Annotated in this window: 12 protein-coding genes; 6 read left to right on the top strand and 6 right to left on the bottom strand. The window is 57.4% G+C overall.

The genetic code is table 11. The annotated features are described in order from the left end of the window. Positions 1 to 103 precede the first annotated feature (103 nt). A complete protein-coding gene (locus tag HMJ29_RS05970; RefSeq protein WP_171590614.1) occupies positions 104 to 1,318 on the top strand; it encodes a glycosyltransferase family protein in 1,215 nt (404 codons plus the stop codon). Continuing rightward, a complete protein-coding gene (locus HMJ29_RS05975; protein ID WP_171590615.1) occupies positions 1,315 to 2,100 on the top strand; it encodes a phospholipase D-like domain-containing protein in 786 nt (261 codons plus the stop codon). The genes HMJ29_RS05970 and HMJ29_RS05975 overlap by 4 nt, the downstream gene beginning before the upstream one ends. On the opposite strand, the gene HMJ29_RS05980 is transcribed toward HMJ29_RS05975, so the two are convergent. Further along, positions 2,072 to 3,664, bottom strand: a complete 1,593-nt coding sequence (locus tag HMJ29_RS05980) for a PA14 domain-containing protein (RefSeq protein ID WP_171590616.1) — start codon at positions 3,662 to 3,664, stop codon at positions 2,072 to 2,074. The two genes, HMJ29_RS05975 and HMJ29_RS05980, sit on opposite strands and share 29 nt — an antisense overlap. Before the next feature lie 261 nt (positions 3,665 to 3,925). On the opposite strand from HMJ29_RS05980, the gene HMJ29_RS05985 reads away from it, so the two are divergent. Further along, a complete protein-coding gene (locus HMJ29_RS05985; protein WP_171590617.1) occupies positions 3,926 to 4,429 on the top strand; it encodes a methylated-DNA--[protein]-cysteine S-methyltransferase in 504 nt (167 codons plus the stop codon). 21 nt (positions 4,430 to 4,450) lie between these two features. Here HMJ29_RS05985 and HMJ29_RS05990 read toward each other — a convergent pair whose 3' ends face one another. Then, the gene (locus HMJ29_RS05990; RefSeq protein WP_171590618.1) at positions 4,451 to 5,353 is read right to left on the bottom strand and encodes an alpha/beta hydrolase; all 903 of its coding nucleotides are present in this window, start codon (positions 5,351 to 5,353) and stop codon (positions 4,451 to 4,453) included. Positions 5,354 to 5,544: 191 nt separating this feature from the next. Between HMJ29_RS05990 and HMJ29_RS05995 the strand changes: the two genes are divergently transcribed. Both HMJ29_RS05995 and HMJ29_RS06000 read left to right on the top strand, forming a co-directional pair. Continuing rightward, positions 5,545 to 6,279: a tetratricopeptide repeat protein gene (locus tag HMJ29_RS05995; protein WP_171590619.1), complete on the top strand. Its 735-nt coding sequence runs from the start codon at positions 5,545 to 5,547 to the stop codon at positions 6,277 to 6,279. A gap of 77 nt (positions 6,280 to 6,356) precedes the next feature. After that, complete coding sequence (locus HMJ29_RS06000; protein ID WP_171590620.1) at positions 6,357 to 7,115, top strand: hypothetical protein; 759 nt, start codon at positions 6,357 to 6,359, stop codon at positions 7,113 to 7,115. Between the two features lie 112 nt (positions 7,116 to 7,227). On the opposite strand, the gene HMJ29_RS06005 is transcribed toward HMJ29_RS06000, so the two are convergent. Then, on the bottom strand, positions 7,228 to 9,708 hold the full coding sequence (locus tag HMJ29_RS06005) for a M4 family metallopeptidase (protein ID WP_171590621.1): 2,481 nt from the start codon (positions 9,706 to 9,708) through the stop codon (positions 7,228 to 7,230). A gap of 307 nt (positions 9,709 to 10,015) precedes the next feature. On the opposite strand from HMJ29_RS06005, the gene HMJ29_RS06010 reads away from it, so the two are divergent. After that, positions 10,016 to 10,807 (top strand): SDR family oxidoreductase, encoded by a 792-nt coding sequence (locus HMJ29_RS06010; RefSeq protein ID WP_171590622.1) that lies wholly within the window; start codon positions 10,016 to 10,018, stop codon positions 10,805 to 10,807. Between the two features lie 242 nt (positions 10,808 to 11,049). Here the strand turns inward: HMJ29_RS06010 and HMJ29_RS06015 are convergent, their stop codons facing one another. The 3 genes from HMJ29_RS06015 to HMJ29_RS06025 form a co-directional block, all read right to left on the bottom strand. Then, a complete protein-coding gene (locus HMJ29_RS06015) occupies positions 11,050 to 11,922 on the bottom strand; it encodes an ATP-grasp domain-containing protein (RefSeq protein WP_171590623.1) in 873 nt (290 codons plus the stop codon). Between the two features lie 162 nt (positions 11,923 to 12,084). After that, entirely contained in the window at positions 12,085 to 13,398 is a 1,314-nt protein-coding gene (locus HMJ29_RS06020) for an amidohydrolase (protein ID WP_171590624.1), read from the bottom strand. 88 nt (positions 13,399 to 13,486) lie between these two features. Further along, positions 13,487 to 14,797, bottom strand: a complete 1,311-nt coding sequence (locus HMJ29_RS06025; protein ID WP_171590625.1) for an amidohydrolase — start codon at positions 14,795 to 14,797, stop codon at positions 13,487 to 13,489. Between the last annotated feature and the right edge of the window lie 185 nt (positions 14,798 to 14,982).

Here is a 14,982-nt window from a genome sequence, read left to right on the forward strand (position 1 = left end):
TAATCAGAGGCTTACACACTTTACTGGAAGGTAGGACTGGTTATTCTGATTACCAGGGGCGTTGTACACGCATTACTTCCCAATTCACTTTACCCCTCGTTCTATGCAACAGAACCTTACCACAACTTCGCCTTTTAAGAGCTTCTGGATGGGCGGTTTCGAATGCACAGATCAGCTGAATGCTTTTGGACACCGCGTAGATTTCCTGCCTCTGACCGGGCATCTTCCGCTACTGGACGAGGACTACACGCTGCTGCAGAATTTTACCATTGGCACCGTGCGCGAAGGCATCCGGTGGAGCCAGGTGGAGAAAACGCCTTACCATTATGACTGGAGCACCGTGCAGGTAATGCTGGATGCCGGCCGCCGCCACGGTATTCAGCAGGTGTGGGACCTGTGCCACTTCGGCTACCCCGACGACCTGACGCCGTTGCACCCTATGTTTGCCCGGCGCTTTGCCTTTTTGTGCCGGGCCTTCGTGGACTTCTACCGTCAGCAGCGCCCCGACGATGTGTTGATTGTGACCCCCATTAACGAAGTAAGCTTTATGAGCTGGCTTGGCGGTGATGTGCGCGGCACTAGCCCCTACTGCGTAGGCCAGGGCTGGGAGGTGAAGCGCGGGCTGATGCGGGCATACATTGAGGGAGTAGCTGCTTTACAGGAAGCTGACCCCACCATTCGTATTCTCACCACTGAGCCTCTGATTAACATTGTGCCACGGTTTGGAGCCAGGAAAGATGAGGTGCAGCGGGCCCGGGAATTTCATAAAAACCAGTACCAGAGCGTGGACATGCTCTGCGGGCGGCTGTGCCCTGAGCTAGGAGGCCAACCCGAGTACCTTGATCTGCTTGGGTTTAACTATTACTACGATAATCAGTGGCAGCTCCACCCTCACCAGACGCTGCCCTGGGTAAACGAAAGCAACGACCCACGCTGGCGGCCATTGCGCTCCTTACTGACTGAGGCTCACAAACGCTACAAGCGGCCCGTAGTACTCACCGAAACCAGCCACCCTGGCCTAGACCGCCCCTCCTGGATTAAAATGATAGCCGAAGAAGCCGCCGCTACCATTAAGGCCGGTGTGCCTTTGCTGGGCGTGTGCCTCTATCCTATCATCGACCGTCCTGACTGGGACCACCTCACGCCCTGGCACCGTGCGGGCCTCTGGGATGCTGACCTCAGCCACCCCGAGCCCGGCCTGACGCGGGTACTACACGAGCCCTCTGCCGAGGCATTGCGCTTGGCGCAAGCCCAAGTAGCGGCGGCCCAGCCCCCCATCAGCAAGCGCCGTCTGGCACAAGCCATTCCCTCCGTATGAGCCAACCTTCCGTGCCTGTATCAACTACTGAGCTGCTACAGCAATTCCGCCAAGCCTTCACCGATGTAAACCTCTCGCCGGAGGAGGCCCGGCAACTGCGCCATAGCCTGGCCAGCTACACGCAAAGCGGGGGCTCTCTTGATGCGTTGCGGCACCAGCTGTTTGCCCTGGCTCATGAGCGCTTCAACACCTTCAAAGACAAAGCCGTGCTGGAGTGGCTGGAGGAGGCCAGCGCATTGGTGCCAACTAGTGGCCTAGGGACGCCCGCTGCAGCCGCTCCACCAGCTACTTTTCTCAACTACCGCGCGGGTGTGTATTTCAGTCCGGGGCTGGCGTGCGTTGACGCCATTAAAGGCTTCATCCACACAGCCCGGCACACCTTGGATATCTGTGTGTTTACCGTTGCCGACGACCGGCTTACGGAGGCGCTGCTGCTGGCCCACCACCGCGGGGTGAAGCTGCGCCTGCTCACCGACAACGATAAAGTGCATGACCGCGGCTCCGATGTACAGCAGATGCACACGGCGGGTATCCCTACCCGCACCGACCGCACGGAGTATCATATGCACCATAAATTTGCCATTGCCGATGAGCAAGCCGTGCTTACCGGCAGCTATAACTGGACGCGCTCAGCCGCCGCGCACAACCACGAGAACCTGCTCATCACTCAAGACCCGGTCATTGTAGGCCAGTACGTGCAGGAATTTGCGCGCTTGTGGGAGCAAATGGCCGTGTTTGGGGAGGCGCCAGAAACTACTGAGCCGCCGTCTGGACTTCGGTAGGTTCTGCCTTAGGCCGCCGGATCTGCAGGGGCTGCGAGGTGGTAACGGTGCCTACGGTGAGGTGCAGGTTATAGTCGCCGGCGGGCAGGCTGGTAAAGTCGAGCGACTGGTTGTGCTGGCCCGGTGCCTGCTTACGGTAGTCTGACACGCGCACCACAATGCCCCGCTGATCGTACACTACCCACCCTAACGGCATAGTTTCGGCCAGGGTGTAGTTCATCTGTACCACTCCGTTAGATGGGTTCGGGTACACGCTCATGTTGTTGGCCCCAACGCCCGGAATTTTGCTGGCGGCTAATACTGTTTTGGGCACTTCCACAACGGCAGGCTCTATCTTCCACTGCTGGGTTGGCTCGCCTTTGTAGCGCCACTGCTGAATGCCACCGTTTACGGAGTCTTTGGCCGTCAGAGCCTTGCGGCTGTGCTTGGCTATTAGCTTATAGTATCCGTCGCCTACTTCTTCAATCTGCCATAGCTGGTTGTTGCCGCTATAGAAGCTCCACAGGCTCATGGGAGTTCCGTTAGAGGTGGAGCTGCCCAGCACTTCCAGCACTTTGGGGCTGCCTTGCACCAAGAGGCGATAAAAGCCTTCCCCGGCGCTTTCAATTCTCCACTGTGGAGGTGAGTTACGCTTTTGCGCTGTGGTGGGCACACCCCGGAACGGGTGGCTGTCGTCTACCACCTCAAGGGGCGTATCAGTTGCTCTTGACTTAAGCGTAAATACGCCGCCAGCCAGGGCACCTGGCGCTATTGCCGTTGCGGTAGCAGCAGCCTGTGCAGCGGGAGTTTTAGCAACCGTCTCCGTGGGTTTAGCAGCTGGCTTAGGCGCACTTTCTTTAGGGGTGGTAGCGGCAACAGGTTTTGATTTTACTGTCTTAGTGGGTGTAGCTTTAGCTGCAGGCGTCTGGGTAGGTGCCGCTGTAGCCGGCGCTGTGGCAACTACAGGAGCGGCCGGGGCTGGGTTTTTAGCTGCCAATGGGTGCGCTGCCTGGGCTGCGGCCGCCTTCGCGGCCAAGGCTGCTTGCACCGCTTCCGCCGGATCAGGCGTAGTAGGTGAACCCACAGGGTATAGGTCGCCGGCCGGTATAGTTTGCAGGGCTTGTCCGGGCGGCATCCACTGGAGAATCACGCTGGCATCACCTTCCTCATCAAAATACTCCAGCTTGATAGGGGTTTTCTCGCCGGCAGCCAAGCTCACTGTGTTGCCATCTAAACGCACTGAGCCCTTGCCATTCCAGGTATCAATAACCTTTTTACCATTCACCCACAGCCGTACTCCTTCGTTGGTAGCTACCGCAAACTTGTAGCTGCCTGTAGCAGGCACCGCCAATAGCCCTTCCCAGCGCACTGAAAAATCATCTTTAGACACTTCTTGAGCCGGGGAACCGCTGTTCCAGCGGAACTCAACTACTGGGTCAAGGCGCTTCAGAACGGGCGCCCCTGCCAACGTACCATTGTTAAAGTACAGGGCCGTAAGTCCGGTACCAAGACCTTGCGCCGAAGCAGCCGATGACACCCCAAAGAAGCTTAAGCTCAGAATAGAACAGAACAGTAGTTTTTGCACAGCTGAAAAGATGTTGATAGCGAAAAACGGCAGCACATGTATGTAATTCACAAGGTCTTAGACGATGATTTTAGTTACAGATTTTCGCTAATCACTCGTAAGACCATCACAATATAAATCAATTGAACCGGCATTTACCACATAACCTTGCCATACTACTATTAATCAGGATTTTAATACACAAAAAGCGTAATTTTACCTCCTATCGAAGAGCATGCACAACCAATTTATGTGCAGCTTTGGCCATCGTTTTTTCTTGTTATGTCTGAAGTTTCTGCTTGTCTATCTTCTCCGCTAGGCCTACTCGAAATTAGAGGGTCAGACGCCGGCTTAACTACCATCCGTTTTGTGGATGAACCGGCCATAGGATTGCACGAAACCCGGAAAGAAGCAGTGCCCCAGTGTTTGCTGGAGGGCTATTGCCAGTTGCAGGCTTACTTCAACCGGGAGTTGCAGCATTTCAGCCTCTCCTACGCCATTACTCAGGGTACCGAATTCCAACGCAACGTGTGGGCGGTGCTGGCTCAGGTAGAGTTTGGCCGTACGGCCTCTTACCTTGACCTGGCTCGCCTGTTGCAAAACCCCGGGGCAGTACGCGCAGTGGGTGCCGCTAATGGCCAAAACCCCTTGGCCATTGTATGGCCCTGTCACCGGATTATTGGAGCCAGCGGCCAACTTACGGGCTACGCCGGCGGCCTGGCTCGCAAGCGGTGGCTGCTGGCGTTTGAGCGCCCCGCTACGCAGGGCGAGCTGTTTGCCTTATAATTTTGCTCTAGGGGCCTAGGCCTATTGGGCCGCGTGAGGTTGGGCATTGCTTCCTACAAACTGAAGCAGATCCTGATAAATGATGTTGTGCTGCCAGTATAGCTGCAACACCATGGGCACATGTTTTTTGCCTGGCAGCACTTTCATGGCGGCGGGGTGGCCCAGAGCGGTCAGCTTCTGCTGAAACTTCTCGCTGCTGTTTCGGATAGAGGGGTAGGTTTCGCTTCCCACGTACAGCAAAAACGGCGGCGTGCCGGGCGTTAAATAATACATGGGAGATACTGTCCGCCACACGGCCGGGTCTCTGCCGAAAGGCACGAGGTACTCTTCGTCGCCGGGGTACTGCATCTTCCGCAGGTAGTCGTACATATCCAGGCCGGCGGGGTCATCCAGAATTGCTCCTCGAATGGGGTTAACCGGCATTCCCCATCGGGCCATCAGGGCGTTATCGGCCGTGAGCAAGGCTGCTAGGCCACCTCCGGCGGAGTGCCCCATTACGTACAGCCGTTGCGGGTCGCCGCCATACTCTGCGCTGTGCTGGGCAACCCAGGCCACGGCCCGGGCGCAGTCATCGGCCATGGCCGGCACCTCTACCTGCGGAGCAAGTCGGTAGTTGATAACTACCGCTACTACCCCCTGCTTAGCCAGACGGCGGCCAATAAACGAGTAGAAGTTTTTGTTGCCACTGTTCCAGCTGCCGCCATGAATAAACACCACCACGGGCCGCAGAAACGCCGTTTTTTGTTTGGGCGCATACACATCAAGCAGGTGGCGCTCTGCGTTAAACTGCGGGTCAGAGGTAGGGACGTAGGCTATATCCTGAGTGCGCCGGCTGGGTCGCGCTACGGCGTACTCATTAGCAAGGCCTAACAGCAACGCCAGAAAGAGACAGCCGGGTAATATTCTGAAGAAAAAAGTGCGCATGTAACACAAAAAGGATGGTGCCGGCCGTTAGCCTCAACGAAAAGCTGCCGGACGCCGGACGGGGTATATACTCTACCAGTTAGTGGCCGGATTGCCGGGCTGCCTTTCCCAACGCGCGGGCGTAGGCGGGGTTGCGCCCATCAGCTTATCTTTGAGTATCAGCCACTGTTTCTTCGGCCCTACTTTCCCTTATGACATTCTTTAAATCGACGCTGTTGCTGGCAGCAGCCCTCCTCGTGTGGGAGGCAGCTCCCGCCCAGGCTCAACGCAAAACCAAGCTCAAGGCTAAAGGCGAAGCTGCCGCGGCCATCAGTTCAGCTAACCGCTTACAGCCGCTTTTTGGCGGGCTTACACCTGCTCAGGCGGAGCAGGCCGTGGGGCCGGCCTTCCTGGCCGACATTTCCCGCAGCTTTGCCTCACGCGAAGAAGCCAGCCGCTTCTTCTCTACAAAAGGCTACGAATACCTGAGCGAGAACCAAGCCGACACCGCCCAATACCGCTTTAACCTGGCCTGGCTCCTCGACCAGAAAAACCCCGATGCTTATCGGGGCTTGGGCATTATTGCCAGCCAGAAAGCTACTCCGGAGTCCGCCATTGGGTTGCTTGGTCAGGGCCTGGCGTTTGATCCGAAGAACGCCAACCTGCTCAACGACTTGGGCGCATGCTACCTTATTGTGTATGAGCAGTCGAAGAAAAAGAAGGACCTCACTACCGCAGCAAGCTACCTGGAGCAGTCGGTGGCGCAGCCGGTAGCCCCCGCCGATGCCTGGCAGCAGCTGGCGCGCGTATATTTTTACCAGGAGAAATACCCCCAGGCCTGGGAGGCAGTACACAAAGGCCAGCAAATAAGCGTCAGCAGCCTCGATTTCGACCTCATTTCTGACCTCATAGCCAAGCTGCCAGATCCGGCGGGCCAGTTCAAATAAAGCCGTGAGCGGAAGCGTTGTACAACAGTCGGCACCTTGGCAGCGTATGCCGTAGCCACCCACCAACCCTCCTTCGCGTGACACTTCGCCCTCTGCTTTCCACCCTATTGCTGCTATCTGTTGTTGCAACGGAGCAAGCCTACGCACAAAACGGTGGCCCTGAGCGCCGTCGGCGGCACTATGACAGCAATGCCCGGCCGTACTACCGGGGCCCCGTGCGCCTGACATTGGGCCTGGGAGCTGCCTTTTACAATGGTGATATCACCGGCAGCCTCGGCGACCAATTTGTGGGACCCAGTGCCAGCCTAGGCCTATTGTATAAGTTCCGACCACACTGGCTGGTAGGCGGCGAGGCTACCTACTTTCAGCTAGGGGCCAAAGACCACTTCCCGGAGCGCAACCTGGCTTTTAGGGGGCGCAATGGTGCTGGCGTGGTGTTTCTGCGCTGGGAGCCCTTCCACGATGAAGTAGCCTACGCTGACCCACGTGGCCCGGCAGCGCTGGTTAAGCCCTATCTCAAGGCTGGTGGTGGGTTTCTGCTGTACAACCCCGAGGCCTACATGGGCACTGAGCGCCCCAGCAATGGCACCAACTTTTTAGCCCCTGAGCGGCTCGATTATCCGGCCCTAACGGTGGTAGCGCCTGTAGGGGTGGGCGTTACGCTCCGGCTCACGCGCAAGCTCAACGCCTCCATTGAGGGCACTTACTACTTTACCGCCACCGACCAACTAGATGATGTAAGCCCCGCCTCAGGGCGCGCCATCTCCGATAGAAACCGGAATGATGGCTATGGCCTTGCCGAGATAAAGCTTGAGTATGCACCGTGGCGCCGCTAGGCCAGTTCATATGCAGCAAGCAAGAGGCAGCTTACTTCTTATTAGAATACCAAACAAAAAGGGCCCACCAAACGGTGGGCCCTTTTTGTCTGTTGAAGCGCTTAGCTATTGACTATTGCTTCATGAAGCGCTGATGGAACGACTTCTGTCCGTCACTTACGGTGAGCATATATAGGCCTTTAGCCAGTGAAGCCACATTAAGCTGACCGTTCTCGAAGCGTACGCCCGCTGCTTTAGCACCGCGCAGGTCCGTGATAACTACTGACTGCACCTGAGCGCCATTTGGCAGGGAGATGTTCAGTACATCGGCGGCTGGGTTCGGATAGATTTCCAGCTGCTTGGATACCTCTGCCCCGAGAGTAGTGCCACCGGCCAGTGAAGGCAGGGTTTCGGGAGCCAGCGTACCACCGCTGATGTTGATGGTGTAATCTTCGGTTTCGCCGTAGCTGTAGCTGCCGCAGCTGGTGGTAGCTGAAGCGTCGCTCATGACTACGCGCATGCGAGTAGCGCCGCTCTTAGCCGTAGATGGCACCGTGAACGTGCTGGTGAGAGTGCCCGTGCTGGAAGAAGAGCCCGATACCACCGTTTCGCCAGCATCGATGAAGTCACCGTCCTGGTTATAGTCAATGAACACTTTCCAGTACTCGGTGTAAGCCGTAGAGGCGAAGCCGGCCGAGAAGCTAATGGTCTGTGAGGAGCCGGCAGCTACTGACGTAGACGAAGCCGTGCCATCGTAGTACCCACCGTCAGCACCGGAGGTGCGGGCAATGGTGCCCAGCTTCACGTAGTCGATCCACTCGTAGGCCACACTGGTGCCTTTTGAAGTGCAGTAGGTCACTGTAGTGGGGGGAGGAGTAGTGCCACCCGCAGCAGCCCCAACGCCCACGGCGTACCACGCATTGGTAACAGCCGTTACCTGGGCTGAGCCAGCGCCGTACAAATCGGTAGCAGCAGAAATAGCCGCCGTACGAGCATTGGCGTAGGTAGAGGAAGCCGTCAGGTACACGCTCTCAGTGCGGTAAGCAATTTTAGCGGCGGCATCAATGCCTACGCCGGTTACTGAGTAAGCGCTGCCAATATCGTTGGTGCCTGAGCCGCCCTGCGCGAGCAGGTAGAACCAGTAGTTCAGTACGCCTGAGTTGGTGTGTACTCCACCGTAGTCGTTAGCCGAGGTAGGCGAGGTGGTAGTAGCCTTCCAGTAGGTGCCTTTGTAAGTATCGGGCTGGCCGTAGGTGTTGGGGCTGCTCATAGAGCGTAGCGCGCCGCCGCTTTTCTTGATTTCCTCGCCAATGAGCCAGGTTGATTTGCCCGTGAGGCCATACACCCCAACGGTGCGGGCTTCTACGCAAGCGCCCCAGATATCGGAGAAGCCTTCGTTCATGGCGCCCGACTCGTTCTGGTAAGTCAGGTTAGCGGTCTTTTCGCACACGGCGTGACCAATTTCGTGGCCGCACACGTCTAGCGCCGCCAGGGGCTTGAACGTGGTAGCGCCGTCGCCGTAGGTCATTACCGAGCCATTCCAGTAGGCATTCTCGTAGCCCACACCGTCGCCGGGGGTGTCGTCGAAGTGCACGTAGCTCTTGATTTTGGCGCCCGCGTTATCGAAAGAGTTGCGGTTGTGCACCAGCTTCCAGTAATCGTAGGTGGCCTGCGCGCCAAAGTGCGCATCGCCGGCCACGTTATCGAAGTTGGCGTTGTTGTACTCCGTTGCCGTCCAGTTATTGTCAGCGTCAATGAAGTCGGTGGCGGCAGTGTAGCTGCTGCCTTTCTTGCAGTTATAGGTTTCAATGCCCAAGCCCCGCGTTACCTCCCGCAGGTTGTAGCCACCCGTAGCGGTACCGTTGGCCAGGGAGCGCGTGCCGCTATAAGCAGTAGCAAACGTGGCTGTAGCGGCCGCGTGCTTAATGATGTTATCCTGCAGTACTACCTCACCCGTGTGCGCATCTACATAAATGTAGGCCCGGCTAACTGGCTGCTGCGCATAGATATCAAACTTCCAGGCCAGGGTAGCTTTACCAGCCAACGCCCGGTCGGCAGTGCGGGAGTTGCGCACAATTACCAGTTCGCCCTTGGGCTGATAGGTAGCATTGGCGTTGTTCTCCATAATCTTCAGGCCGGCCTCTTCGCGGGCGTCCTGCCACATGTACTTCTGGGCCCCTACAAAGGCCATTGCCTGCTGCAGTGCAGCCTGAGCGTTCAGAGAAGGTGTGGTGTTCAGGCCCTTGATGCGCTCAAACTGGCCGCTGATGCTGGCCACTTCGTTTTGGCGAGCGTGCACCGTGTACGAAGCCTGCTCTACCTTAATGCCCTTGTAGTACTGATTGTACTTCTCGTGCACAAAGCCTAATTCATCGATGTCGGTTTTAGCCCGCAGCATCTGGTCATCGGAGGTCAGTTGAAGCTGATCCTTAAGCGCCTGGTCAGCCTGGCTAAGCTTGTACGCGCCGGCTTGGGTCTTAAAGTTGACTAGAAATGGGGTGCCGTTGTCGTTGAGCTCTTTGCTCTGAACGCGGGACAAATCCTGCGCCTGTGCAGTAGATACAGCCAGGCCGCCTAGCAGCAGCAACGCTGCCGTTGGGTATTTGTTGGTCATAAAAGAAAGTGGGTTGTGGAAAAGAGGGGAAAGCTATTCCTTCTACTCTGGGTTTGGAATAAACAAACCGTGATAGAAGGCGACCAAATTAATCATTTTTTAATATTAGTATATGTTTTCTACAAAAAGTATGTTACCAAACGTCGTTTCACTAGATATTCTGCAATGGATAACTACAACTACAGATGATATGGCAAAATGCAATTCCTGCGATAGAATACCTTTTAATAGCCCTAAGTGTTGGCTATAGCCGTATACTTGCCAGAAACAAGCAACATAATTTTATACATTTTCAAGACCCTCCTTAATGGAACACACCATAAGCTCATCACTCTCCAAACGCTGGTCACTGCGCGGGCAAGTGGCAGTAGTTACCGGTGCCTCTAAAGGCATTGGCGCCGCCATAGCTGCTGAATTATTAGCCCTGGGAGCCACTGTACTGGCCGTAGCTCGCCAGCCAGCCCCGCTTAAAGCTCAAGTAGCGGAGTGGCAGCAGCAGGGCCTGGACGCGCACGCCTTTGCCGCCGACCTCAGCCAGGCCTCTGACCGCCAAGCACTAGTAGCTGAGGTAAGCAAGCGCTGGCCTCAATTGCACATTCTGGTTAACAACGTAGGCACCAACATTCGCAAGCCCACCACTGAGTATTCTTCCGAAGAGTACCGTCATCTGCTGGCCACTAACCTCGACTCGGCGTGGGAGCTGAGCCGGGCGGCGCACCCGCTGCTGCAGGCCGCGGGCCAGAGCAGCATCGTGAACATCTCGTCAGTGGCGGGGCTGGTACACGTCCGGACGGGCTCCATCTATGGCATGACCAAGGCGGCGCTGGTGCAGCTTACGCGCAACCTGGCTGCAGAGTGGGCCCCGGCAGGTATCAGGGTGAATTGCGTAGCTCCCTGGTACATTAAAACCCCGTTGGCCAGCACCGTGCTCCAGAATGAGGAGTACCTAAAACAAGTAACAGACCGTACACCCCTGGGCCGGGTAGGTGAGCCGGAGGAAGTGGCCGCCGCAGTAGCTTTCCTGTGCCTGCCCGCCGCCGCCTACATCACGGGCCAAACCATCAGCGTGGATGGTGGCTTCTCCGTGAACGGCTTCTAGACGGTGAACTTGGGAAGTGGTGACCTTGGGAAGTGGCCTAGGCTGTGCTATTAGCACCAAGCAAGCCAGTGTTGAAGACAGCTTTTTCTTCACAGTGAATATGAAAAGCCCCTACCTCCTGCAAGGAAGTAAGGGCTTTTGCATGGATTAAAGATGGCAACGGCCTAAGAAATGATTAGTTGCACTGTCCTGCGGGTGGCTTGTTCTGCTCATCTCACCATGAAATGGGGCCCTAGGCCACTTCACAAATTCACCGCTAGCCCGGCTTCGTAGCGGGCCAGGGCTCCTTCAGAGGAGGCCAGGTAGAGGAACGGCTCAATAAGCTCCAGCTCCATAAGTAACAGCTCGCCGTTAGCATCAACGCCATCTACGCGGGCGTAAAGGCAGTCGGCGGCGTAGCGAGCCACTATGGCATCGGCGGTACGGCGCAGGTGAGTGGGGGCCTCGCGGGGCTCAATACCGCCGCCCAGGTAATGCTGCACCCGGAAGTCGCCGGACTTGGGAGTTTTCAGTACGCAGTGGCTGTATTGGCCGCCCAAATAAATCAAAGACCACTCACCTTCCTGCTGAATTTCAGGCTGAAAGGGCTGCACCAGAAAGTCTTCGTGCTGCAGCAGGCTTGCCAGCTGTGGCTGCCGAACGGCCGACTCCTGCTTGGTGAGCGTAAAGGTGTTTTTGGCCCCTCCGCTCACGGCCGGCTTCACCACCAGCTCGTCGCTGCCCAGAATATCAAATAGTGTATTGATATTGACTGAGCTGCCGCGCTCCAGCCAGTGCGTGGGCACAATACTCACGCCGGCCTGCTGCATCTCCAGCAGGTACTTTTTATTGGCATTCCAGCGCACCGTGGCTACGGGGTTGAGCATGCGCACACCCAGCGTCTCCATGCGGTCGAGCCACTGGTAGAACTCCTCTACCCGATCAAAGTAATCCCAGGGGGATTTCACTACCACTACATCGTAGCGCAACCAATCCACGGCGGGGTTAGTCCAGACCCGGGGCTCTACGGTGTGGCCTTGCTCACGCAGGTAACGGGTGAGCAGGCTATCCTCGTCCTCCACGTTGGGGGCAGCGTACTGCGCGAGGCTCTCACAAGTAACAAGGGCAATGTTCATGGTGGGGGTAACGGTATTATGAAACTGCGCGGATGCCGGGTGGCGCAATTGGAGTGGGTGTTGACGGAGCCAGAACCGCAAGGCAGCTCCGTGGTGGGATATCAGACGTAAGGCCCAACGCGCAGTTGCGCTCGGCACCTGATAGTGCAGAAGCTGAGCGCATTATTTTTTGGCCGCGCTTAAGTAGTCGGCGGCGAGGGTGGCCAGGGTTTTCACGCCCAGCGTCAGGCCGCTTTCGTCAATGAAGAAGCCAGCCGTATGGTGAGGGGCCGTTTCTGCAGGGTTCTTGCCCTTTGGCATGCCCCCCACGAACACAAACAGGCCCGGCACCTTCTCCTGGAAAAAGGCAAAGTCCTCGGCCCCGGTCACGGCTTTTTGCACCACTACTTTCTCGGGTCCGGCTACGCGGCGTAAGCTGGGGGCCATTTGCTCCGTGAGGCGCAGGTCGTTGAAGGTTACGGGGGCGTAGTTGGTAATTTCTACCTCAGCCGTGGCGCCAGCGCTTTCGGCAATGTTAGTAGCCGTGCGCCGAATAGCGGCCCAGATTTTCTGCTGCATGTCCTTGTCCAGCGTCCGGATGGTCCCCGTTAGCTCCACCTGCTCCGGGATAATGTTGTTGCGCACCCCACCGTGCACCATCCCAACCGTTAGCACGGCGGCATCCTGCGTCAGCTCGGTTTGCCGGCTCACAATGGTTTGCAGGCCCATGATAATCTGGGCAGCCGTTACCACGGGGTCAACGGCCAGCCACGGATACGCCCCGTGTGCCGATTTGCCCTTTACCTTGATGTTGAATACATCAGAAGAAGCCATTTCGCCGCCAGGGCGATATTTGAGGGTGCCCACTTCTGTTTGCGCATTGATATGAACGCCGAAGATGGCATCAACCTTAGGGTTTTCGAGGGCGCCTTCCTTCACCATAAGCTTGGCCCCGCCCTCAACGCCGGGCAGGGAGCCTTCTTCCGCCGGCTGGAAGATGAATTTCACGGTGCCGGGCAGGTCTTTTTTCACTTGGCTCAGCACCTCGGCAGCACCTAGCAGCATGGCCACATGAGTATCGTGGCCGCAGGCGTGCATCACGCCCACTTCCTGCCCATTGTACATGGTGCGGGCTTTGGAGGCAAAGGGAATATTCACGCTTTCCGTCACGGGCAGCGCGTCCATGTCGGCGCGCAGGGCTACCACAGGGCCGGGCTTGCCGCCGCGCAGTACGGCCACTACGCCGGTACGGGCCACGCCGGTTTGCACCTCCAGGCCCAGCTTTTTAAGCTGAGCGGCAACCAGGGCAGCCGTTCGTTTTTCTTCGTTCCCTAATTCAGGGTGCTCATGAATATCACGCCGCCAGGCCACTACCTGGGCTTCCTGTTGAGCAGAAAGCTTGGCAATACGGTCGTTGAGGGCAGTGTTTTGAGCGGCGGCTTGAGAAATGCCGCTCCCTACCAGTAGGGCAAGCAGGGCGTAATGCGTTACTCTCATAAGTAAAAGAGGTACTTAAGTAAAAGACATTGTGGGGAAGTAGCCCCAAGAAATAAAAGGCGGCAAGCGCAGACTGGCCTAGCTCCCTTTATTTGTTCATTTCCAGATAATCGGTGGCCAGCGTAGCCAGCGTTTTAACGCCCAGCGTGAAACCGCTCTCATCAAGCCGGAAGCCGGCCGTGTGGTGGTCGGCGGCGGTGGCAGGGTCCTGGCCCTTGGGCATGCCCCCCACAAACACGAACAGCCCCGGCACTTTCTCCTGGTACAAGGAGAAATCCTCGGCCCAGGTGTTGGGCTTTACTTCCTTCACGTTATCGGGGCCGCCAGCCACAGCCTGCAGGGTGGGTACCATGCGGGCCGTGAGAGCCAGGTGGTTGAAGGTAACGGGCACATAGGGCTCAATGCTCACCTCGGCGGTGGCGCCGGCGCTTTCCGCAATATTAGTAGCAGTCCGGCGGATAGCAGCCCAGACCTGTTCCTGCGTTTTGGGGTTGAATGCCCGGATGGTACCGCTCAGCTCCACATCGGCCGGAATCACGTTGTAGCGCACCCCCGCCTTCAGGGTGCCCACTGTTACCACGGCGGCATCATCGGTGAGGTTTACCTGGCGGCTGACGATGGTTTGCAGGCCTACAATGATCTGGGCGGCCGTCACTACGGGGTCGACGCTGCTCCAGGGCCGGGCCCCGTGCGCGCCCTTACCAAGCACTTTAATGGTGAACCGGTCGGAGCTGGCCATTTCGCCGCCGGGCCGGTAAGCCAGCTGGCCTACCTCCGTTTGGGCATTGATGTGGAGGCCAAATACGGCTTGCACCTTCGGATTTTCGAGTACGCCTTCTTTAATCATCAGCTTGGCCCCGCCCTCTACGCCGGGCAAGGAGCCTTCTTCAGCGGGCTGGAAGATGAATTTTACGGTGCCCGGCAGGTCCTTTTTCACCTGGCTCAGCACCTCAGCGGCACCCATCAGCATGGCGGTGTGTGCATCATGGCCGCAGGCGTGCATTACCCCTACCGGCTGGCCCAGGTAGGTGGTTTTGACGGTAGAAGCAAAGGGTACGCCGGAAGTTTCTGTCACGGGCAGCGCGTCCATATCGGCGCGCAGGGCTACTACGGGGCCAGGCTTGCCGCCCCGCAGCACGCCTACCACACCCGTGCGGCCCACACCCGTCTGTACCTCCAGGCCCAGCTTTTTCAGGTGAGCCGCCACAATGCCTGCCGTTCGTTTTTCCTCATTGCCCAGCTCGGGATGTTGGTGAAAATCGCGCCGCCAAGCAATGACTTTACCTTCTTCCTGCGCCGCCAGTTGGGCAATGCGGGCGTTGAGAGCAGTATTTTGAGCCAGTGCAGGAGTGGCAACCCCTAGGGCAACAGCGAGAGTAGCAGCAGAAAAGAACTTCATCAGTGGGCAATAGGCTAGGCAGTACAGAGTACAGGTAGCCGAAAAGGTACGCCGTAAACCAACTGCAACGAAAAGCTTGCGATAAAAAAACACCTAGGCCAGTGCCACCTATTTTGGCGGCAGCTTTACCAACTTGCAGCCGCGCCCGGCCCCGCACTGCTTTCGGGGGTTAAGGGGCGCTGTTC

Origin of the sequence: Hymenobacter taeanensis (assembly GCF_013137895.1) — a bacterium.
GTDB lineage: Bacteria > Bacteroidota > Bacteroidia > Cytophagales > Hymenobacteraceae > Hymenobacter > Hymenobacter taeanensis.

Excerpts from the sequence above, each read along its gene's own strand:
- HMJ29_RS06020 (WP_171590624.1), bottom strand. The coding sequence starts at position 13,398 with ATGAGAGTAACGCATTACGCCCTGCTTGCCCTACTGGTAGGGAGCGGC.
- HMJ29_RS06015 (WP_171590623.1), bottom strand. The coding sequence starts at position 11,922 with ATGAACATTGCCCTTGTTACTTGTGAGAGCCTCGCGCAGTACGCTGCC.
- HMJ29_RS06005 (WP_171590621.1), bottom strand. The coding sequence starts at position 9,708 with ATGACCAACAAATACCCAACGGCAGCGTTGCTGCTGCTAGGCGGCCTG.
- HMJ29_RS05990 (WP_171590618.1), bottom strand. The coding sequence starts at position 5,353 with ATGCGCACTTTTTTCTTCAGAATATTACCCGGCTGTCTCTTTCTGGCG.
- HMJ29_RS05995 (WP_171590619.1), top strand. The coding sequence starts at position 5,545 with ATGACATTCTTTAAATCGACGCTGTTGCTGGCAGCAGCCCTCCTCGTG.
- HMJ29_RS05975 (WP_171590615.1), top strand. The coding sequence starts at position 1,315 with ATGAGCCAACCTTCCGTGCCTGTATCAACTACTGAGCTGCTACAGCAA.
- HMJ29_RS05985 (WP_171590617.1), top strand. The coding sequence starts at position 3,926 with ATGTCTGAAGTTTCTGCTTGTCTATCTTCTCCGCTAGGCCTACTCGAA.
- HMJ29_RS06010 (WP_171590622.1), top strand. The coding sequence starts at position 10,016 with ATGGAACACACCATAAGCTCATCACTCTCCAAACGCTGGTCACTGCGC.
- HMJ29_RS06025 (WP_171590625.1), bottom strand. The coding sequence starts at position 14,797 with ATGAAGTTCTTTTCTGCTGCTACTCTCGCTGTTGCCCTAGGGGTTGCC.
- HMJ29_RS05970 (WP_171590614.1), top strand. The coding sequence starts at position 104 with ATGCAACAGAACCTTACCACAACTTCGCCTTTTAAGAGCTTCTGGATG.